The 21866-nt window shown below is 60.8% G+C and carries 19 protein-coding genes; 14 read left to right on the top strand and 5 right to left on the bottom strand.

All coding sequences use genetic code 11. The annotated features are described in order from the left end of the window. The first annotated feature begins 67 nt into the window (after window positions 1–67). From KRR23_RS15065 to KRR23_RS15010, 12 genes are all read left to right on the top strand, one after another. A complete protein-coding gene (locus tag KRR23_RS15065) occupies window positions 68–1480 on the top strand; it encodes an amino acid permease (protein WP_216743144.1) in 1413 nt (470 codons plus the stop codon). Between the two features lie 405 nt (window positions 1481–1885). Then, complete coding sequence (locus KRR23_RS15060) at window positions 1886–2677, top strand: enoyl-CoA hydratase/isomerase family protein (RefSeq protein ID WP_216743143.1); 792 nt, start codon at window positions 1886–1888, stop codon at window positions 2675–2677. Window positions 2678–2722: 45 nt separating this feature from the next. Then, window positions 2723–3883 carry an acyl-CoA dehydrogenase family protein gene (locus KRR23_RS15055; protein ID WP_216743142.1) on the top strand — a complete coding sequence of 387 codons (1161 nt, stop codon included), beginning with the start codon at window positions 2723–2725 and terminating at the stop codon, window positions 3881–3883. Between the two features lie 18 nt (window positions 3884–3901). After that, window positions 3902–6001, top strand: a complete 2100-nt coding sequence (locus KRR23_RS15050) for an acetate--CoA ligase family protein (protein ID WP_216743141.1) — start codon at window positions 3902–3904, stop codon at window positions 5999–6001. Between the two features lie 10 nt (window positions 6002–6011). Beyond that, a complete protein-coding gene (locus tag KRR23_RS15045; RefSeq protein WP_216743140.1) occupies window positions 6012–7619 on the top strand; it encodes a 5-guanidino-2-oxopentanoate decarboxylase in 1608 nt (535 codons plus the stop codon). Between the two features lie 42 nt (window positions 7620–7661). Then, the gene (locus tag KRR23_RS15040; RefSeq protein ID WP_216743139.1) at window positions 7662–8852 is read left to right on the top strand and encodes a pyridoxal phosphate-dependent aminotransferase; all 1191 of its coding nucleotides are present in this window, start codon (window positions 7662–7664) and stop codon (window positions 8850–8852) included. Beyond that, a complete protein-coding gene (locus tag KRR23_RS15035) occupies window positions 8845–10260 on the top strand; it encodes an aldehyde dehydrogenase family protein (RefSeq protein WP_216743138.1) in 1416 nt (471 codons plus the stop codon). Before KRR23_RS15040 ends, KRR23_RS15035 begins: the two co-directional genes overlap by 8 nt. A 68-nt stretch (window positions 10261–10328) precedes the next feature. Beyond that, window positions 10329–11051, top strand: coding sequence for an NAD(P)H-dependent oxidoreductase (locus tag KRR23_RS15030; RefSeq protein ID WP_216743137.1), 723 nt, complete (start codon window positions 10329–10331; stop codon window positions 11049–11051). Window positions 11052–11472: 421 nt separating this feature from the next. Next, complete coding sequence (locus KRR23_RS15025; RefSeq protein ID WP_216743136.1) at window positions 11473–12033, top strand: YSC84-related protein; 561 nt, start codon at window positions 11473–11475, stop codon at window positions 12031–12033. Window positions 12034–12571: 538 nt separating this feature from the next. Continuing rightward, complete coding sequence (locus tag KRR23_RS15020; RefSeq protein WP_216743177.1) at window positions 12572–12724, top strand: DUF3309 family protein; 153 nt, start codon at window positions 12572–12574, stop codon at window positions 12722–12724. 113 nt (window positions 12725–12837) lie between these two features. Then, window positions 12838–13299: a carboxypeptidase regulatory-like domain-containing protein gene (locus KRR23_RS15015; protein ID WP_216743135.1), complete on the top strand. Its 462-nt coding sequence runs from the start codon at window positions 12838–12840 to the stop codon at window positions 13297–13299. Window position 13300: 1 nt separating this feature from the next. Next, entirely contained in the window at window positions 13301–14152 is an 852-nt protein-coding gene (locus tag KRR23_RS15010; RefSeq protein ID WP_367880652.1) for a sensor histidine kinase, read from the top strand. 5 nt (window positions 14153–14157) lie between these two features. On the opposite strand, the gene KRR23_RS15005 is transcribed toward KRR23_RS15010, so the two are convergent. From KRR23_RS15005 to KRR23_RS14985, 5 genes are all read right to left on the bottom strand, one after another. Next, a complete protein-coding gene (locus tag KRR23_RS15005) occupies window positions 14158–14853 on the bottom strand; it encodes a Crp/Fnr family transcriptional regulator (protein WP_216743134.1) in 696 nt (231 codons plus the stop codon). Window positions 14854–14976: 123 nt separating this feature from the next. Next, window positions 14977–15705 (bottom strand): Crp/Fnr family transcriptional regulator, encoded by a 729-nt coding sequence (locus tag KRR23_RS15000; RefSeq protein WP_216743133.1) that lies wholly within the window; start codon window positions 15703–15705, stop codon window positions 14977–14979. A gap of 132 nt (window positions 15706–15837) precedes the next feature. Then, window positions 15838–16998, bottom strand: coding sequence for an iron-containing alcohol dehydrogenase (locus KRR23_RS14995; protein WP_216743132.1), 1161 nt, complete (start codon window positions 16996–16998; stop codon window positions 15838–15840). Window positions 16999–17001: 3 nt separating this feature from the next. Continuing rightward, window positions 17002–18393, bottom strand: a complete 1392-nt coding sequence (locus tag KRR23_RS14990; protein WP_216743131.1) for an aldehyde dehydrogenase family protein — start codon at window positions 18391–18393, stop codon at window positions 17002–17004. A 22-nt stretch (window positions 18394–18415) separates the two neighbouring features. Beyond that, the gene (locus tag KRR23_RS14985; protein ID WP_216743130.1) at window positions 18416–19789 is read right to left on the bottom strand and encodes a glutamine synthetase family protein; all 1374 of its coding nucleotides are present in this window, start codon (window positions 19787–19789) and stop codon (window positions 18416–18418) included. A 213-nt stretch (window positions 19790–20002) separates the two neighbouring features. Between KRR23_RS14985 and KRR23_RS14980 the strand changes: the two genes are divergently transcribed. Both KRR23_RS14980 and sufB read left to right on the top strand, forming a co-directional pair. Beyond that, window positions 20003–20320, top strand: coding sequence for a non-heme iron oxygenase ferredoxin subunit (locus KRR23_RS14980; RefSeq protein WP_216743129.1), 318 nt, complete (start codon window positions 20003–20005; stop codon window positions 20318–20320). Between the two features lie 89 nt (window positions 20321–20409). Then, entirely contained in the window at window positions 20410–21858 is a 1449-nt protein-coding gene (gene sufB / locus KRR23_RS14975) for a Fe-S cluster assembly protein SufB (protein WP_216743128.1), read from the top strand. Window positions 21859–21866 lie beyond the last annotated feature (8 nt).

Raw genomic sequence — 21866 nt, 5'->3', positions numbered from 1 at the left:
TGATCCTTCCCAGCGCCATGACGTCCTGTCATCCGCCGCGCACCTCGCCGACTACTGAGGTGCCGACATGAGCGAAACTATCGAACGCAAAGGCATACACCTGACCCGTGCCCTGAAAAGCCGGCACATTTTCATGCTCTCGCTGGGCGGCGTGATCGGCACCGGGCTGTTCATGGGCTCCGGCGTGACGATCAATCAGGGCGGCCCGGTGGGGGCGATTTTGGCTTATCTGATCGCCGGCTTCCTGATGTACCTGGTGATGGTCTGCCTCGGTGAATTGTCGGTACAGATGCCGGTGTCCGGTTCGTTCCAGACCCACGCCACCAGGTTCATCGGCCCGGCCACCGGGTTCATGATCGGCTGGGTGTACTGGATGAGCTGGGCGTCCACCGTCGGCCTGGAATTCACCGCGGCCGGGATGTTGATGGTGCGCTGGTTCCCCAGCGTGCCGATCTGGTACTGGTCGGCGCTGTTCGTGGTCGTGCTGTTCGGCCTGAATGCCTTGGCGACCCGTGCTTTCGGTGAAGCGGAATACTGGTTCTCCGGAATCAAGGTTGCAGCGATTCTCGGCTTCATCGTAGTCGGCGTCCTGGTGATCTTCGGCGCGATTCCACTGACCAGCGGCGCGCCGGCACCGATGATGAGCAACCTGATCGGCGACTCGTTGTTCCCCAACGGTTTGCCTGCGGTGTTCGCGGTGATGATGACTGTGGTCTACGCGTTCCAGGGTTGCGAAATCATGGGCGTAGCCGCCGGCGAAACCGATCAACCGGAAAAAAGCATCCCGCGCGCCGTGCGCAACGTGGTGTTCCGTGTGCTGATTTTCTATGTGCTGGCGATCGTGGTGCTGTCGGCCATCGTGCCGTGGCAGCAGGCCGGCTTGATGGAAAGCCCGTTCGTGCAGGTGTTCGACATGGTCGGCATTCCTTACGCTGCCGACTTGATGAACTTCGTGATCCTCACGGCAATTCTGTCGGTTGGTAACTCCGGCCTGTACGCTTCGACCCGGATTCTGTGGGCCATGTCGAAGACCGGCATGGCACCGAAAAGTCTGTCGCCGTTGAGCAAGCGCGGCGTGCCATTGCGGGCGCTGAGCATCACCTTGTGCTTCGCGCTGGTGTCGCTGATGACCAGTTTCATCGCTGCCGACACCTTGTTCATGGTGCTGATGGCGGTGAGTGGGATGTCCGGCACCGTGACCTGGATCGTTATCGCACTGGCGCAGTACAAGTTCCGCCGCGCTTATATCCGCGATGGCGGCAAGCTCAGCGACCTGAAATACCGTGCGCCGTGGTTCCCGCTGCTGCCAATCCTGTGCATCGCCTTGTGCTGCTCGCTGTTCGTGTTCCTGGCCATGGATGAAACCCAGCGTCCTTCGCTGTATTGGGGCTTTGGGTTCATGGCGCTGTGCTACGGTGCGTATTTCCTGATTCAGCGCAAACGCCAAACGGTGTTGGCGCCGAGCTTGCCGACCGTGTAACGGCAGGCAGCAAGAAAAAACGCGACAGGCGACTGTCGCGTTTTTTTATGTCTGAAGAACATGCGTGCGGTGTGGTTTTGATCGTTCCCATGCGCCGCAAAGGAATGCCTCTAGGGACGCGGAGCGTCCAGTGACGCGGAGCGTCACGGGCTGCATTCCCACGCGGGAGCGTGGGAACGATCATCAACGATCATCAATTGTCCTGTAGCCAGTTGTTCAAAGTTGTAACAGCTCAGCTGTCGCACGGCTATGCATCAGAAAATAACTCAATAAAAACAATAATTTAAAGAATTTTTAAGGCTGTTACAGCCAATTTCCTCGCAGATTGCCGTCTTGCTGAACAGTCGTTTAGTATGACCTCAAGTCGCATCACCTCATGCCAAACACAATAATTCGAGGACTCGCATGACTATTCAATCTTCTCTGCTCAGTCAGGTCGAAGCGGGCGTTGCCTGGATCACCCTCAATCGCACCGCTCAGCGCAATGCGCTGGACATTCCAACCCTGAAAAATCTTCATGCCTTGCTTGATGGCTTCAATGCCGACCCGGCCGTTCGGGTCGTTGTATTGACCGGCAGCGGCCGCAGTTTCTGCGCCGGCGCCGATCTTGCCGAATGGGCTGAAGCCGAAGCCCGTGGCGCGCTGGAAAGCTACGGCTGGACCGAAACCGCCCACGCGCTGATGAGCCGGCTGTACAGCCTGGACAAGCCGACCATCGCAGCGATCAACGGCACCGCCGTCGGCGCCGGGATGGACCTGACGCTGTGCTGTGACCTGCGCATCGCCGGGCAATCGGCGCGGTTCAAGGCCGGTTACACCAGCATGGCGTATTCGCCGGACGCCGGTGCCAGCTGGCATCTGCCACGGTTGATTGGCACCGAACAGGCCAAACGCCTGCTGTTTCTCGACGAGTTGTGGGGCGCCGATCGCGCCTTGGCGGCGGGGCTGGTCAGCGAAGTCTGCGCTGACGAACAACTGCTTGGCGCCGCCAGTGAATTAGCCGCACGCATCGCCGTTGGACCGACCTTTGCGTTCGCCCAGACCAAAAAACTCATGCGCGAAGGCGCCCAGCGCAGCCTGCCAGAACAGCTGCAAGCCGAGCTGGCGGCGGGTTTGCTCTGCGGTCGCAGTGAAGACGGCGCCGAAGCTTTGCGCGCGGCGATGGAAAAACGCCCGCCGCAGTTTGTCGGCAAGTAGGCCCACGCCGCTCATCTATTCAGTGAACGAACAACAGGTAACACCATGAATTTCCAACTGACCCAAGAACAAGAAATGTTGGTGGACGCGGTCCGCAGCTTTGTCGCCAAGGAATTGTTGCCCCATGAAGAAGCGGTCGATCGCTCCGACGAAGTCTCCCCGGAGCTGGCCGCACAGATTCGCGGCAAGGCGATTGCGGCGGGTTTTTATGCCTTCAACATGCCTGAAGAAGTCGGTGGCGGCGGTCTCGATTACCTGTCGCAGGCGCTGATCGAGCGGGAGCTGTCCAAGGTTTCCTGGGCGCTGCATGTATTTGTCGCTCGGCCGTCGAAAATCCTCATGGCCTGCACCGGCCAGCAAATCAACGACTACCTGTTGCCGTGCATTCAGGGCGAGAAGATCGACTGCTTCGCGCTGACCGAGCCGGGTGCCGGTTCCGATGCCAACGCGATCAAGACCCGCGCGGTACGTGATGGTGATGACTTCGTGCTGAACGGCAGCAAGCACTTCATCAGCCACGCCGGACACGCTGATTTCGCCATCGTTTTCGCGGTCACCGACACCTACGAACACAACGGCCGCAAGCGCAACGCCGTGACCTCGTTCCTGGTGGATCGCGATACCCCGGGCATGACCATTCGCCGCGGACCCAAGTGCGTGAGCAACCGCGGTTACCACACCTTCGAAATGTTCTTCGACGACTGCCGTGTACCCGCCTCCAAAGTGCTTGGCGAAGTCGGCAAAGGTTGGGAAGTCGCCAACGCCTGGCTGACGGCCGGGCGGGTGATGGTCGCCGCCAACTGCGTGGGCCAGGCTCAGCGCGCACTCGACGTGTCGCTGCAATGGGCGGCGGATCGCAAGCAGTTCGGCCAGCCGATCGGCAGCTATCAGGGCGTGTCATTCAAGTTGGCCGACATGGCGACGCAGATCCGCGCTGCTGAACTGCTGACCTTGCACACCGCGTGGAAGATGGATCAAGGCACGATGACCGATGGCGAGGCCGGAATGGCCAAGCTGTTCGCCAGTGAGGTGCTCGGTCGGGCGGCTGATGAAGCAGTGCAGATTTTTGGCGGCATGGGCCTGATGGATGAAGGACCGGTGGAGCGCATCTGGCGTAACGCGCGGATCGAGCGGATCTGGGAGGGCACTTCGGAAATCCAGCGCCACATCATTTCCCGCGAACTGCTGCGGCCGCTGTTGCGCTGATCGCCCCGGAGAATACCCATGTCCCAGACGATTCGTGACAACCTCAAACGCCTGCTCGCGCCGCGCCATCTGGCGTTTGTCGGTGGCCGCAGCATGGCTCGGGCCCTTAAGCGTTGCGCTGAAGGTGGCTACCTTGGGCAACTGTGGCTGGTCAACCCGCAACATGAAAGCCTTGAAGGCGTGCCGTGCGTGCGCAGCATCGCCGAGCTGCCGTGCGGCCCGGACGCGGTGTTTGTCGCGACCAACCGTGAGCTGACCCTGACCTGCGTCGCCGAACTGGCCGCCAAAGGCGCGGGCGGAGTGATTTGCTACGCCTCCGGTTTTGCCGAGACCGGTGCTGAAGGTCAGGCATTGCAACAACAGCTGCTCAAGGTCGCCGGCAACATGGCTTTGCTCGGGCCTAACTGCTACGGCTTGCTGGATTATCTGCACAGCTCGGCGTTGTGGCCGGTGGCCCATGGCGGCAAACCGGTGGAGCAGGGCGTTGCGGTGCTGACCCAGAGCGGCAACTTCGCTTACAACCTGTCGATGAGCGACCGTTCGCTGCCGGTGGCCTACATGGCTTCGGTCGGCAATCAGGCGCAACTCGGTATCGCCGAATTGATGGACGTGTTGCTCGACGAGCCTCGGGTCACCGCCATTGGCTTGCACCTGGAAGGCCTGAAAAATGTTCCCGGTTTCGCTCGGGCGGCGCACAAGGCGCTGGAGAAGGGCATTCCGATCATCGCCTTGAAAACCGGCGTGTCGCAGATCGGTGCCGAACTGGCCCTCAGTCACACCAGCTCGCTCTCGGGCTCCGATGCGCTGTACGACAGCCTGTTTGCGCGGCTTGGGGTGATTCGCGTCAGCGGTCCGGTGAGTTTCGTCGAAACCCTCAAGGCCGCGGCGTGCGGCAAGCTGCCGGCGGGCAATAGCCTGATTGCGCTGGCCTGTTCGGGCGGCGATGCCGGGCTGATTGCCGACTACGCCGAACGCAACGACCTGAGCCTGCCCAAGCTTGATGAAAGTCAGCGCAGCGAGTTGGCCGAAGTGCTGCCGAGCTACGCCAACCTGGTCAATCCGCTGGATTTCACCACCGCAATCTGGGGCGATGGCGAGGCCTTGAACCGCATGCTCGACAGTGCCCTGCGCACTGAAGCCGATGCGGCGATGCTGGTGCTGGATTACCCGGCGGAGTTCACTGGTGAGCGCAAAGAGTGTGACCTGTTGCTGGAGCTGTACTGCCAGGCGTTGGTCCGTCACGGCAAGACCGGTTTCGTCACTTCGGCCTTTCCCGAACTGCTGCCGGCCAGTGCTCGCGAGCGCTTGCACGCTCAAGGTGTGGCGGCGTTGCAAGGTGTGGAAGACGGGCTGGCCGCATGGGGCCGAATCGCTGGCTATCAACGCAATCGCCAGGCACTGCTCGCGCTCGGCGAATCGGCGCTGGTGCCGCTGTGTCCGCAAGCGCTGGACGGTGAAGGCCATTTGCTCAACGAATGGGACTCCAAACAGGCCCTCCAGGCCTTCGGCTTACCGACGCCAAACGGCGTGTTGAGCACCCCGGACCAAGCGCTGAATGACGCCAATGTGCTGGGTTATCCCTTGGTGCTGAAGGCGGTTAGCGCGCAATTGCCGCACAAAACCGAAGCCGGCGCCGTGGCACTGAACCTCAAGGATGGCGTGGCCCTGAGTGCAGCGCTGGAAAAGATGCGCGCGAGCGTTGCTGATTACGCGCCGGATGTACCGTTCGATCAGGTGCTGCTGGAGCCCATGGCAACCAAGCCATTGGCCGAACTGATCGTCGGCATCAAACGTGAAAACGACTTTGGCCTGGCCTTGGTGATCGGTGCCGGCGGGATTCTGGTGGAGTTGCTCAAGGACAGCCGCAGCCTGCTGCTGCCGACCACCGATGGTGCGATTCGCAGAGCGTTGTTGAGCCTGCGCAGTGCCGCGTTGCTGCAAGGCTTTCGCGGTCGTGAAGCGGCAGATCTGGACGCATTGGTGGCGGCGATTCGTGCCGTGGCCGATTACGCCTGCGAGAACGCCGGGCAGTTGCTGGAACTCGATGTGAACCCATTGTTGGTCGGTGCCCACGGCACGACGGCGGTCGATGCGTTGATTCGCCTCGGCCACAAGTGAGGATATGAACATGCAAACCACAACTTTGACCGGCGGCCAGGCCCTGGTACGTCTGCTGGCCAACTACGGCGTCGACACCGTATTCGGGATTCCCGGGGTACACACCCTGGAGCTGTATCGCGGCCTGCCCGGCAGCGGCATTCGCCACGTGTTGACCCGCCATGAGCAAGGCGCCAGTTTCATGGCCGACGGTTATGCGCGGGTCAGCGGCAAACCCGGCGTGTGCTTCATCATCACCGGCCCCGGCGTGACCAATGCCGCGACCGGCATCGGTCAGGCTTATGCCGACTCGATTCCGATGCTGGTGATTTCCAGCGTCAACCACACCGCCAGCCTCGGCAAGGGCTGGGGTTGTCTGCACGAAACCCAGGATCAGCGCGCCATGACCGCGCCGATCACCGCGTTCTCGGCGGTGGCGCTGAGCACCGAGGACCTGCCCGAACTGATCGCCCGTGCCTATGCGGTGTTCGACAGCGAACGGCCGCGCCCGGTACACATCTCTGTGCCGCTGGATGTGCTGTCGGCACAGGTCACTCGCGACTGGAGCCATGAAGTGGTGCGTCGCCCCGGGCGCGGCGTACCGGCAGTGACTGCGCTGGATCAAGCCGTGGCCAAGTTGCAGGCGGCCAAGCGTCCGATGATCATTGCCGGTGGCGGCGCGCTGAACGCGGCGCAGGAACTTCAGAGTCTCAGCACCCGGCTGGCGGCACCGTTTTTTACCAGCGTCGCCGGCAAAGGCTTGATGCCGCCGGATGCACCGCTGAATGCCGGCTCGACCCTGTGCATAGAGCCGGGTTGGCAACTGATCGCCGAAGCCGACGTGGTGCTGGCGGTCGGTACCGAAATGGCCGACACCGATTTCTGGCGCGAGCGCCTGCCGCTGAAGGCCGAACTGCTGCGTGTGGACATCGACCCGCGCAAGTTCAACGATTTCTATCCGTGCGCGGTGGCGTTGCACGGCGATGCGCAACAAACCCTGGCGGCGTTGCTGGAGCGCCTGTCGCCCGACACCCGCGATGCCAGTGCGCCGATTGCCGCAGTCGCTGCATTGCGCGCAGCAGTGAAGGCCGGCCACGGTCCGTTGCAGTCGATTCATCAGGCAATTCTTGAGCGTATCGCCGCCGAGCTGCCGGACAACGCGTTCATCAGCACCGACATGACCCAATTGGCCTATACCGGCAACTACGCCTTCAACAGCCTGGCGCCGCGCAGTTGGTTGCATCCGACCGGCTACGGCACCTTGGGCTATGGCTTGCCGGCGGGCATCGGTGCCAAGTTCGGCGCGCCGCAGCGGCCCGGATTGGTGCTGGTTGGCGATGGCGGCTTTCTCTACACCGCGCAGGAACTGGCGACCGCTGTCGAGGAACTGGACAGCCCGCTGGTGGTGTTGCTGTGGAACAACGACGCACTCGGGCAGATTCGCGACGACATGCTCGGGCTGGATATCGAGCCGATTGGCGTACTGCCGCGCAACCCGGACTTCGCCGCCCTGGGCCGGGCGTTCGGCTGCAGCGTGAGCCAGCCGCAGAGTCTGGCTGAGCTGCAAACCGATTTGCGCCACGGCTTCAAACGCAACGGCGTGACCCTGATCGAACTCAAGCATGCGTGCGCGCACTGACTTCCAAACATTGTTTCGGGGCTTTTTAAAGGGGATGGAACCATGCGCTTTTCCGATCTGACTCAACGTATTGCCGGTGACGGCGCCGCCGCCTGGGATATTCATTACCGCGCACTGGCGCTGCAAGAACAGGGCGAAGACATTCTGCTGCTGTCGGTAGGCGACCCGGATTTCGATACACCGGTGCCGATCGTGCAGGCAGCTATCGATAGCCTGTTATCCGGCAACACTCACTACGCCGAAGTGCGTGGCAAGCGTGCGTTGCGTGAAAGCATTGCCAAGCGTCACCAGCAACGCAGCGGCCAACCGGTTTCGGCCGATCAGGTCACGGTGCTGGCCGGGGCGCAATGTGCGCTGTTCAGCGTCGCCCAGTGCGTGCTCAACCCAGGCGATGAAGTGATTGTCGCCGAGCCGATGTACGTCACGTATGAAGCGGTGTTCGGTGCTTGCGGTGCGGTGGTGATTCCGGTGCCGGTGCGTTCCGAGAACGGCTTTCGGGTGCTGCCCGAAGACGTCGCTGCACGCATCACCCCACGTACCCGGGCGCTGGCGCTGAACAGCCCGCACAACCCGTCGGGCGCCAGCCTGCCGCGAACCACCTGGCAGGCGCTGGCCGAACTGTGCATCGCCCATGACCTGTGGCTGATTTCCGATGAGGTCTACAGCGAGCTGCTGTTCGAGGGCGAACACGTCAGCCCGGCCAGTTTGCCGGGCATGGCCGAACGCACCGCGACGCTCAATAGCCTGTCGAAATCCCACGCCATGACCGGCTGGCGCGTCGGCTGGGTGGTGGCGCCGCCATCCCTCGCGGCGCATCTGGAAAACCTCGCGCTGTGCATGCTTTACGGCTCGCCGGACTTCGTTCAGGACGCCGCCATCGTGGCGCTGGAAAGCAACTTGCCGGAGTTGGCCGCCATGCGCGACGCCTATCGCCAGCGCCGCGACCTGGTCTGTGAATCCCTCGCCGATTGCCCCGGTGTGCGGCCGTTGAAGCCCGATGGGGGGATGTTCGTGATGGTCGACATTCGCGAAACCGGGCTCAGCGCCCAAGCGTTCGCCGATCGTCTGCTCGACCGGCATGGTGTGTCGGTGTTGGCCGGTGAAGCGTTCGGCCCAAGTGCTGCCGGGCATATTCGTTTGGGGCTGGTGGTGGGGGCAGAACCGTTGCGCGATGCCTGCCAGCGGATTGCCCGGTGCGCCAGTGAACTGATGGAGGCCCAACTCTATGCATAACTACACCGCGCTGTTTATTGATGGCCGCTGGCAAATGCCGTCGGGGCAGGGCATCGCCGAGGTGATCAACCCGGCCACTGAGGAAGTGGCAGGTTCGGTGCCGCTGGGTGATGAGCGTGATGTCGAGAACGCCGTGGCCGCGGCACGACGGGCTTTCAGTACTTGGTCGCGGACTCCGTCCAGCGTACGCGCCGGCTACATCCGGGCACTTGCCGAGCAGTTGCGCGCACGGGCCGACGAGATGGCGGCGGTGATCACCGCCGAACTGGGAATGCCGGTGCAATGGTGCCGTTCGGTTCAGGTGGATGGGCCAATCATCGGGCTGGAGCAATACGTCGAACTCGCCGGCTTGATGGACGAAGTGCGCGAGGTCGGCAATTCACTGGTGATTCGCGAACCGGTAGGCGTCTGCGCCTTCATCAATCCATGGAACTACCCGCTGCATCAACTGATCGGCAAGCTCGCACCGGCGCTGGCCGCCGGTTGCACGGTGGTGGTCAAGCCGAGTCAGGAAACCCCGCTGCACGCGTTTTTGCTGGCGCAAATGATCGAGGCCATCGGCTTGCCGGCCGGCGTGTTCAACCTGGTCAGCGGGCCGGGTTCAAAGGTCGGCGAAGCACTGGCCAAACACCCGGACGTGGACATGCTGTCGTTCACCGGTTCCACCGGCGCCGGAGTACGGGTGGCGCAAGCGGCGGCACCGTCGGTGAAACGCGTTTGCCTGGAACTGGGCGGCAAGTCGCCGCTGCTGATTGCCGAGGACGCGGATCTGGCCGCCGCCGTGCGCTACGGCGTGCAGGACGTGATGATCAACTCTGGACAGACCTGCACCGCGTTGACCCGCATGTTGCTGCCGGCCAGTCGTTACGCCGAGGCGGTGGAACTGGCGCGGGCAGAAACCTTGAGTTTGCGCATGGGCGATCCGCTCGACCCGCACAGCTTCCTCGGCCCGATGTGTTCGGCGGCCCAGCGCCGCACCGTGCGCGACTACATTCAGGTCGGCCAGCAGGAAGGTGCGCGGCTGGTGTGTGGCGGCGACACGGCGCAGGCGTTCGAGCGTGGTTACTACGTCAGCCCGACGCTGTTCGCCGATGTCGACAACCGGATGCGCATCGCTCAGGAAGAAATCTTCGGCCCGGTGCTGTGCCTGATTCCCTACACCAACGAGGCGCAGGCGATTCAGATCGCCAATGATTCACCGTTTGGCCTGTCCAGCGGTGTCTGGGCCGGCGGCGCTGAACGCGCCTTGCAACTTGCCCGGCAATTGCGTGCAGGCCAGTGTTTTCTCAATGGTGCGGCGTTCAATTATCAGGCGCCGTTCGGTGGTTACAAACAATCAGGCAATGGCCGCGAATGGGGGGAAGAAGGGCTCAATGAGTTCGTCGAAGTGAAGGCGATTCAGGTGTGATCGTTAATGACTCCACATACCCATTACCGTCTTCAAATACACAGCGTGCAAACGTCCAAGGAATTGCCATGAAAGTACTGATCGTCCACGCCCATCCGGAGCCGAAATCGTTTACCGCTGCGCTGCGTGACGAGGCTGTCGCGACCCTTGAAGCCCAAGGACATGAGGTCCAGGTCAGTGACCTGTACGCGATGAATTGGAACCCGGTGGCAAGCAGCAATGACTTTTCGTCGCGGGAAAACCCCCAGTATCTGGTCTATGCGCTGGAGCAACGTCTGGGCGTGAAGAGCCAGTCGCTGGCGGCGGATATCCAGTCTGAACTCGACAAGCTGCTGTGGGCGGACTTGCTGATCCTCAACTTCCCGATCTTCTGGTTCTCCGCCCCGGCCATGCTCAAGGGCTGGATCGACCGGGTGCTGGTGTCCGGTGTCTGCTACGGCGGCAAGCGCTTTTACGATCAGGGCGGGTTGAGCGGCAAGAAGGCTCTGGTAAGCGTAACGTTGGGCGGACGTGAGCATATGTTTGGCGAGGATGCGATTCACGGCCCATTGCAGGACATGTTGCGGCCGATCTTGCGCGGCACGCTGGCCTACGTCGGGTTCGAGGTGCTGGAACCGTTCGTGGCCTGGCATGTGCCTTACATCAGCGATGAGGCGCGCCAGGCGTTTCTGGAAGATTATCGCCTGCGGCTGGAGCACCTTGACGATGAACAACCGCTGGAATTCCCGCGCTTGTCGCAGTTCGATGAACAGCTGTATCCACTGTATAAGCCAGCCGCTACCGAGGCTTAACCTGATCGTTCCCATGCTCCGCGTGGGAATGCCTCAACGGACGCTCCGCGTTCGGCTTTTGATGGGACGCAGAGCGTCCCCGGCTGCATTCCCACGCAGAGCGTGGGAACGATCAATTTGTGTCAGTCCGCATTATCGCAAGACCGTGTAGCCCTCGACTAACACAGATGAAGGCTGGCGTAACCGTCGTAGCAGCTGCCGAGCCTGCGTTGATCCTTCCTCAGTCGTTCCCCCCATTCGGGGTGAAGCTTGCCTCATCGAGTGGCTGCGCCACGATTGAAGCCTTACAGCGGCTGGCAGTGTGCGCCACCGAACAGACATGGCCAGGTCGCTACTACACTCTAATGGACAGTCGCGGCTACCCATCCTGCTGATTATCAGCTTGCCGCATCGTGTGTATCGCTGGCATTGGAGTACAACCATGACAACTTCATTACGCTCACTTCTGTTTATCGCCCTCACAACCCTGTCACTGGCTTCAACAGGTTTGCTCAACACCGCAAGCGCCGCAACGGCCGCGGACCTGGAACAGGATTCGCGGCATGCCTTGCAAATGCTCTACAAAGCTAATCCGGTGGCCGAGACCATGTCGCGCACTGCCAAGGCCGTGCTCGTATTCCCTAAAGTTATCAAGGCGGGTCTGGTATTTGGTGGCAGTTATGGTGAGGGGGTCATGTTCAGCGGTTCAAAAGTAGACAATTACTACAACAGCGTGACCGGTTCATGGGGCTTGCAGGCGGGGGCTCAGTCCTATGCTTATGCCGTGTTCTTGATGACTGACAAAGCGGTCAAGTATGTACGTGAGACCAAGGGCTGGGAAGTTGGCGTAGGGCCGACTGTCGTCCTGGTTGACCAAGGCGTTGCGAAAAATCTGTCGAGCTCGACATTGAAAGATGATGCTTATGCGTTTGTCTTTGACCAGCAAGGCCTGATGGCGGGCGTCAGCATTGAAGGCACCAAGATTTCGCTGATCAAACGATAAATTCGACAACGTACATCCGGGTTAGAGAGGCTGCCTAAGGCAGTCTCTCCCAGACTTCCGTATTGGCTAACTCGCTGTCGGTCGCATGTTTTGCGTGACCGTTTATAGGGTTCAGTTCATAACTGCCGGCTGCGTCATAGGCGGCCAAATAGCGTACTCCACTTAACTTGTGGAGGTAGCGCATCAAGGGATGGCACTGTGCATTAATACGCTGTACCAGGGCGGACTCGGTCATTGTGTTCATGGTTTTACCTGCTGCAGCGAAGGCTGCTCTGTGGTTATTTTTATTCTGTGCCTGATCGTCGCAACGTTCTGTACGCCATCACACACTGGGCAATCTATATAACGCAAAAAACCTTGCACAAACGCAATAACAACGACCGCGCCGCTGATCAATCAAACACTGACGATATGTGTGTTGCCGTACAGACGGCACCGGGTACTTGCGTCAAGTTAGTAGCCTGCAACGCGCAGATCAAGGTCTCACTGCCTGCACAACATCCACCTACTTGCAGACTCAAGGAGAAAAGCCATGAGCTTGGGAACCATACTGTTGATCCTGCTGATTTTGCTGCTGGTTGGCGCTATTCCGACATGGCCGCACAGCCGAAGCTGGGGCTATGCGCCGAGCGGTTTATTAGGCGTGGTCGTTATTGTCCTGGTTGTGTTGCTTTTATTAGGGAGAATCTGACACCCGTTAATAAGACACGCACACCTCCGTGCACTAGCGCACAGACCCCATCTGGCGACTACGCGCACGCTGAGTGCCAGGCAGATTACTGCTGGTTATTGACCGGAGAAAATATGAAAACCCTTATTTTGTTCAACCATTCACTGACGCTTTCAAGACTCACCCTGGCCCTATTGCTCGGTTTGTCTCCCGTGGTGTTGCATGCAGCCACCGCAGAACCGGTTGACATGTCGGCCGTGCAGTTGGAGCCGCAGGAGCAGAATGGCATCCGCTATCTGACGGGAGGCATCGGCCTGGATGAGTCAAAGGCCTTGCTCCAGACCCAGGGCTACAACCTTCACATGACCTTTTCAACCGGACCTGCCAATCAGTACGTCAGCAATGTCGACGTGGTGATCCAGAGCGAAAAAGGTAGCCCCCTGTTGTCGCTGAGTCAGGTGGGGCCCATCGTGTACGCGCAATTGCCGGCCAACAAATACCTGGTCATCGCCAGTTTGAATGGTCATGAAGAGCGCCACACCATTTCAGTCGGTGGTAAATCCATCGAAACGCTGAACTTGCACTGGAGTGAATAGCGTGCAGCCGAGTATTGCGTACCACGGCACGTTTCATGAGGTGAGGCTGTTCAAGACAGATGACCGGCCTCTCGCTGCCCGCATGCTTGCCGAGCGGTACCTGGCGATGAACCTCAAGGCCCAATACGCAATGGACGTTGCACGGGATGCGTTATGGAGCAACTACGCCGCGGCAGAAGAGCGGGCGCTGTTCGCCGAACAGTTGATCGGGATTGTCAGTCACGACCTGCGCAATCCGTTGGCGGCGATAAAAATGGCTTCGCAATTGCTCGGTTGCCGTGACTTGCCTCCTAAACAAGCACAAATACTCGGCCACATAACGCACGCTGCAGAGCGCGCGCAACGTCTGGTGGCGGACCTGCTGGACTTCACCCTGAGGCAAGTCGGACGAAACATTGCGGTTTCCCTCAAACCGGTTGATTTGCACATATTGGTGGGCGAATGCCTGGACGAGCTGAGTCTGGTGTTCCCTGAGCACACGCTGACCCATCGTTGTGTCGGCCAAGGTCATTTCATCGCCGACAGTGACCGGATCTACCAGCTTATTGGCAATCTGGTGACCAACGCGATTGCCTATGGCACGGCTGAGGGTGAGGTCACGGTGTCTTCGTGCTTCGAGGACCAGGTGATTATTGTCGTGCACAACCTTGGCACGCCGATACCTTCAAAATTGCTCGACAACGTGTTCGAACCGATGATTCGCGGCAGTCACGATAACGCAAAACTGCGCAGTGTCGGGCTCGGTCTGTTCATTGTGAGAGAGATTGTCAGGGCGCATCACGGCGATGTACGGGTGACCTCCTCGATAGAAGGCGGTACCACGTTCACGGCGACCTTTCCCTTGGCACGATAGCCGTGTCATAGCGCAGGCGAGTGGGTGTCGCTATAGCACTCGCATGACGCCGCTTCCAATCCCTTGCGGTCAAGAATCGTGACTTCACCACGGGTGTAACGGATCAATCCACGCTGTTGCAGCGTGCCAGCGGCCAATGTCACGCCACTGCGCCGAACCCCGAGCATGTCCGCGAGGGACATGTGGGTCAGATGAAAGTGATTGGCGTGCGCGCGATCGTGGGTCATCAGCAACCAGCGCGCCAGGCGTGGCTCGATCTCGTGAAAATGGGTGCAGGCGGCGGTTTGAGCGAGCTGCATCATCTGCACGTACAGGTACTGATTGAGCCTGCGCAACAATAACGGGCTCTCGCGCAGCGCGACCTGCAGCTGCAAGCCTCTCATCCTCAGGCACGTGCCGGCGCCTTGCACCACGGCGCGCATAGGGGCGGTATTGACCCCCAGAGCAAGCGTCGCTCCAAGCATCCCTTCATTGCCGATCAGGATCATGTGCAGAGGAGGGTGGCGGTACAACGTCACCACTTCAGCGATGAGCGCTGTTTGCGGGAAATACACATGCAGGATCGGATGACCCGGCTCGCACAGGACGGTGCCAAAGGCCAGTTCGACGTTATCGCACTGTGCCTCCAGCCGGCCGTAGTCAGTCTTCGACAGCCCCTGGAGTAGCCGGTTTTCTATGGGGCGCCCAGACGTAATTGGCATGCGCAGATCCTGTGGCACAGTGGGTCCTGGATGGGCGGGACAGGTGCCGGGGCCGTCTCATGCTTTAAGTGTGGGTGACTCCGGCAGGCCAGTCTGTTCGCTAGAACACGCAGGCACTGGCAGTCAGCGGGTCGGCTTTAGCGGAACGTAAGGCAGCAGGCGCTCGGTTTCTTTTCTGACCACCGCGTAGCACTCGCAGCTCAGTTGCTCGAGCGCGGCCCTGTCCAGCACCTTGATGTGGCCACGGCTGTACTCGATAACGCCCAGGCGTTGCAGCTTGCCGGCGGCATCGGTCACGCCTTCACGACGTACGCCGAGCATGTTGGCGATCAACTCCTGGGTCATGATCAGTTGATTGTCTTGCAGGCGATCAAGGGACAGCAGCAACCAGCGGCACAATTGTTGATCAATCGAGTGGTGGCGGTTGCACACCGCAGTCTGGGCCATCTGCGTGATCAACGCCTGGGTGTAGCGCAACATCAGCAGGAGCATCTCTCCGTGGCGGTTGAACTCATCCTTGAGTCGCTGGCCGGGTAACCGGAAAGCATGCCCGGCGCTCTGGACAATCGCCCGGCTTGGTGTGCTTTCGCCACCCATGAAGACGGCGATACCGATCAAGCCTTCATTGCCGACCACTGAAATTTCCGCCGAGGCGCCGTTTTCCATCACGTATAGCAAGGACACGATGGAGTCGGTGGGGAAGTAGACGTGTCGCAGGGCATCCCCGGACTCGTAGAGCACCTTGCCGAGCGGCAGGGTGATCGGCTCGAGGTAGGGCAGCAAGCGCTCCAGCGATTGCGCGGGCAGGGCCGCCAGCAGATGGTTCTGTTGTGGCTTGGGAGCATCAAACATTTCAGCCACCGTCCATAGGTGAGATTACCCATACCTACAGATTAATCCATGGTGCGCAGCCTATAGTGCTGTTCTACGCCGTTCGTCAGTTTTGATGCGCGTTTACCTCTCTACCATGACCAGACGCCGCCTCTAGAGCCGGCCGTGATACGCCGCTTCGAAAATCTCCGCCGCGCCATTGCGTGTCAAGGGCAGCGGGTTGCCACCAGCGCAGGGGTCGACAATCGCCATGTCGGCGATCAGATCGACCTGCCGATCATCCACTCCCAGCTCAAACAGCGTATGCGGCACGCCGATGTCCTTGCGCAACTTGAGGACGAAGGCCAGAAAGCTGTCGAAGCCTGGGGTCGGCAGACGCAGATATGCCGCCAGGCGGGTGATGCGTTCCTCGATGGCCGGGCGATTGAATTTCAACACATAGGGCATGAACGTGGCGTTGGTCATGCCGTGATGGGTGTCGTACAGGGCGCCCACCGGATGTGCGAGTGCGTGCATCCCGCCCAGACCTTTCTGGAAGGCAGTGGCGCCCATCGCGGCGGCCGCGAGCATTTCCGCGCGCGCCTCCAGATCAGAGGGTGTGCGTACTGCCCGCACCAGGGCGTTGGCCACCAGGCGCATGCCTTCAACCGCAATCCCTTCGGCCATGGGGTGAAAACCGGGGGCGCAGTACGACTCCAGGCAATGCGCAAAGGCATCCATGCCGGTGCCGGCGGTGACCTTTGCCGGCATGCCGACGGTGAGCGCCGGGTCGCTGATGACCACCCGCGGCATCATTTTCGGATGGAAGATGATCCGTTTGGTGTGCGTACGCTCGTCGATGATCACCGCCGCACGGCCGACCTCGGATCCCGTACCCGCTGTGGTCGGCACCGCAATGATCGGGGCGATGCTGCTTTCATCGGCGCGGGTCCAGTAGTCGCCGATGTCTTCGAAATCCCACACCGGCCGGGTCTGGCCGCTCATGAAGGCGATCAGCTTGCCCATATCCAGCCCGCTGCCACCGCCAAAGGCGACCACGCCATCGTGCTTGCCGGCGCGCCAGGCCTCGAGTCCACCCGCCAGGTTGGCCTCGACCGGATTCGGCTTGAGGTCGCAAAACAGCGCCACGCCGAGGCCAGCGGCGCGCAAGGATTCCAGCGCCGCCGTGGTGATCGGTGCGCGTGCCAGGCCACTGTCGGTGACCAGCAACGGTCGCTGGATACCTTGGCTGCGGCAGGTGTCGGCCAGCTCGGCGATGCGGCCAATACCGAAGTGGATGCTCGTGGGGTAGTTCCAGTTCGCGGTCAGGCTCATGGCTCAGATCTCATGGCGCAGATGGAAGGATTTGGCTCGGGTCAGGTGTTCGTAACCGATGCGCGACAGCGATACGCCGCGCCCGCTGTTTTTTACCCCGGTCCAGGCCAGGGCCGGGTCCAGGTAATCGCAGCGGTTCATGAATACGGTGCCGGTGGCGATCTCGTTGCCGATACGTTCGGCGGCGCCGAGGTCGGTGGTCCAGATGGAAGCGCTGAGCCCGAATTCGCTGTCGTTCATCAAGGCGATGGCTTCGTCGTCGCTGGCAACCGGCATGATGCCGACTACCGGACCAAAGCTTTCCTCGCGCATCACCGACATTTGATGGCTGACGTCGACCAGTACCTGCGGCGCGAGGTAGGCGCTGCCTGGCACGTCCGCCGCAAAGGCCTTTGGATCGATCAGTGCTTTGGCACCTTTTGCCAGCGCTTCGGCGATTTGCCCGCGCACGAACTCGGCAGCCCCCGGATTGACCAACGGGCCGAGGGTGGTGGCTTCGTCCAGCGGGTTGCCCAGCACGTATTGGCGGGTCAGGGCGGCAAAGCGCTCGACAAACACCGGGTAAATTTTTTGATCGACATAGATACGCTCAACGGCGCAGCAGCTTTGCCCGGAGTTGAAGAAGCTGCCGTCCACCAGGTTTTCCACGGCATGCTCTAGGTTGGCGTCTGCCCGGACGTAGGCCGGGTCTTTGCCACCGAGCTCCAGCCCGATGCCGAGGAAGAGCCCGGTGGCGGCGATTTCGATGGCTTTGCCGGCTTCGACCGAACCGGTGAAGTTCACTTGCTGCACCCGTCCCGAGGCAATGATCGCCGCGGTATAGGTGTGATTGAGCAGCAGGTTCTGGAACAGCCCTTCAGGCAGGTTGGCGCGGCGAAAGGCTTCGGCGAAACGTTCGCCGACCAGCAGCGTTTGCGAGGCGTGTTTGAGGATCACGCTGTTGCCGGCCATCAGCGCCGGGATGATCGTATTCACCGCCGTCAGGTAGGGGTAATTCCACGGCGCGATAACCAGCACCGTGCCCAGCGGCTCGCGTTTGATCTGGCGTCGAAACCCCGCGACAGGCGCAGGTTCGACCCCTGCCAAGGCTTCAGGTGCAATGGCGATCATGTGCCGGGCGCGTTCTTCGAAACCGCGCAGCTCGCCGGCACCAAAGCGTACCGGGCGGCCTATTTGCCAGGCCAGTTCCGGGACTATTTCGTCTTTCATGGCCAGCATCGCGTCCACGGCAGCACCGCATAAAGCGGCGCGTTCACTCAGTGGCCGGCGCTTCCATGACGCCTGGGCGGCTGCGGCAGCCGTCAGAGCTTGCTCGATCTGCGCCGCATCGGCGCAGTGGCGTTCGGCGTAGACCCGGCCATCGACCGGGGAGATGAGTTGAATCATCGACGTCATGGCTGCCTCGATAATGGATTGCTCAATAGCGCTCAAAGCCGCGCTGCAGTTCCCAGTCGGTTATCCGTCGGTCGTACTCTTTCTGCTCCCATTCGGCGGTGTGCACATAGTGGTCGACCACTTCGTCACCGAAGGCCTCGCGCAACATGTTCGAGGCCTTGAGCGCGGCGCAGGCTTCGCGCAGGGTCTTCGAGACTTCCGGCAAGTGTTCGTCGAGGTAGGCATCGCCTTCAAAGGGTGGCGCCAGGCTGAGCTGCTCGTCGATACCGGCCAGGCCTGCGGCGATCAACGCGGCGAAGGCCAGATAAGGGTTGAGGTCGGCGCCGCCGATACGACATTCGATACGAATGGATTTGCTGCCTTCGGCGCACAAACGAAAGCCAGCGGTGCGATTGTCCCGACTCCAGATCGCCCGGGTCGGCGCGAAAGTGCCGGCCTGGAAGCGCTTGTACGAATTGATGTAAGGCGCGAGAAAACAGGTGATGTCGTTGGCGTATTTGAGCTGCCCGGCCACCCAGGCACGCATCAGCGTCGACATGCCAAACTCGGCCTTGGGGTCGAAGAACAGCGGCTTCTTGGCAGTCTTGTCCCACAACGAGTTGTGGATATGGCTGCTGGACCCGGCGGCGTCATAGCGCCACTTGGCCATGAACGTGATCGCCTTGCCCTGCATCTGCGCGATCTCTTTGCAGGCGTGCTTGATGATGACGTGCTGGTCGGCCATGGTCAGGGCATCGGCGTAACGGATGTTGATTTCTTCCTGGCCCGGGCCCCATTCACCCTTGGAGTTTTCCACGGGAATGCCGGACGCCTGCAGGTGTTTGCGAATTGCCCGCAGCACCGGCTCCTCACGGGTGGTCTGGAGGATGTTGTAATCCTCGATGTAGTGGCCGGCGGTTTTCGGCTTGTGGTAGTTGCGCTCGTGGATGGCCTCGTAACTCTCGTCAAACAGATAGAACTCCAGTTCAGAGGCGAACATGCCGCTGTAGCCGCGCTCACGGAGTCGCTCGATCTGCTTTTTCAGGATTGCCCGCGGGCTGTGCGGCAAGTCCCGCCGATGGTGATGGTCGAGCACGTCGCAGAGCACCAGCGCCGTGCACTCCAGCCACGGCACACGACGCAAGGTGGCCATGTCGGGTTTCAGTACAAAATCGCCATAACCTTTGCTCCAACTGGCGGCGGCATAACCCGGCACCGGCTCCATGTCGATGTCGTCGGCCAGCAGGTAATTGCAGCAGTGGGTTTCTTCATGGCCGCTGTCGATGAAAAACTCGACCTGGAATCGCTTGCCGACCAGTCGCCCCTGCATATCGACCATGCAGACCAGCACGGTATCGATATCGCCTGCGCTAGCGGCGAGTTTCAGTTCTTCGAAGCTGAGAAGGGGCTCGGTCATCACGTCAGTCCTGCGTGAATGGTTTGGGCCTGTCTGAAATAGCTGTTGCAGACGCTCTTCAGAAAAACCCAAAACCTGCAGGCGCGAGCATCGTGAGCAATGAGCTGCTGAAAGCTTAGCCTACTGCTGCCGGGCGCACGTCCTGGTGAGCGGATCCCGACGAATCACCAGCAGATCCAGCAGCTAAAATGAGACTCAAGAGGGAGTGGCACTATGAGTGAGTTCGTCAAGGTCGCCTGCGTGGGGGATATCGAACCGGGTAACGGCATAACCGTGAACCTTGGGGGCACGCCCGTCGCGCTGTTCAATGTCGATGGCCAGTACTTCGCCATCCACAACACCTGCCCGCACGAAGACGGTTCGCTGGGGGACGGAATCCTGTGCGACAACGTGGTGATTTGCCCGGTCCACGCCTACGAGTTCGACGTGACCAGCGGCGAATGCCTCACAGAACCGGCTTACCAGGTCGAACAGTTCGAGGTCCGGGTGGACGGTAACGACATCCTGTTACGGCAATCGTCGGATGTTTGAACGCCAGGGATGCGCTCGGGTCGTAAGGAACAGGGAAGGAGTATAGTTAAACGATCACATCATCCTGCCAACAGCAGGAGGCATCCGCGATGAGCACTGACAATGTGAGTATCCGCGAACTCAGCAACCGGGCCTACAAGTACGGCTTTGTCTCTGATTTTGAGAGCGACGCGGCCCCGCGCGGGCTCAACGAAGACCTCATCCGCCTGATCTCGACGAAGAAGAACGAGCCGCAGTGGCTGCTCGACTGGCGCCTGAAGGCGTATCGCCACTGGCTGACAATGCGCGAGCCTACCTGGCAGAACGTCCATTACGCGCCCATCGACTACCAGGACATCATCTATTACTCGGCGCCCAAGCCGAAAACACCGGGCCCCAATAGTCTTGATGAGGTCGATCCGGAGCTGCGCGAGATGTTTGGAAAACTCGGCATCTCGCTCGCCGAGCAGGGGCGCCTGACCGGCGTTGCGGTGGATGCTGTAGTCGACTCGGTCTCGGTCGCGACCACCTTCAAGCACAAACTCGCCGAAGTCGGGGTGATCTTCTGCTCCTTCTCCGAAGCCGTGCAAAACCATCCGGAGCTGGTGCGCAAGTACCTCGGTTCGGTGGTGCCCTACAGCGACAACTTCTTCGCCACACTGAACTCGGCGGTGTTTTCCGACGGTTCCTTCTGCTACGTGCCCAAGGGCGTGCGTTGCCCAATGGAACTGTCGACCTACTTTCGCATCAACGCCGCAGACACCGGTCAGTTCGAGCGTACCCTGATCGTCGCAGAGGAGGGCGCCTATGTGAGCTACCTCGAGGGCTGCACCGCACCCATGCGCGACAATAACCAGCTGCACGCGGCGGTGGTCGAGCTGGTTGCGCTGGATAACGCCCAGATCAAGTACGCCACGGTGCAGAACTGGTACCCCGGCGATACCGAAGGACGTGGCGGTATCTTCAATTTCGTCACCAAACGCGGCAAATGTGCAGGCGCGCACTCGAAGATATCCTGGACTCAGGTCGAAACCGGCTCCGCGATCACCTGGAAATACCCGGGAGTGATTCTCCAGGGCGATTATTCGGTCGGCGAGTTCTATTCAGTCGCCCTGACGGCCAATCACCAACAGGCGGACACCGGCACCAAGATGATCCACATCGGCCGGCACACGCGCAGCACCATTCTGTCCAAGGGAATCTCCGCCGGCCATGGACAGAACACCTACCGCGGCCTGGTGAAAATCCAGAAAGCCGCGACCGGCGCCCGCAACCATACGCAGTGTGACTCGCTGCTGCTGGGCAGCGAGTGTGGCGCGCACACGTTTCCTTATATCGACGTGAAGAACCCCAGCGCCCAGGTCGAGCATGAGGCCTCGACGTCGAAGATCAGCGACGAGCAGCTGTTTTACTGCCGGCAACGCGGCATCAGCGCAGAGGACGCGGTGCCGATGATCGTCAACGGCTTCTGCCGCGAAGTGCTCAAGGAGCTGCCGATGGAGTTCGCGGTAGAAGCCCAGAAACTGCTGGGCGTGAGCCTGGAGGGCTGCGTGGGCTGAGGCCCGGG

Source organism: Pseudomonas sp. CVAP#3 (assembly GCF_018986375.1).
Taxonomy (GTDB): Bacteria; Pseudomonadota; Gammaproteobacteria; order Pseudomonadales; family Pseudomonadaceae; genus Aquipseudomonas; species Aquipseudomonas helvetica.
Note: the sequence above shows the minus strand (reverse complement) of the source record. Positions and strands in the feature narration are given on the sequence as shown.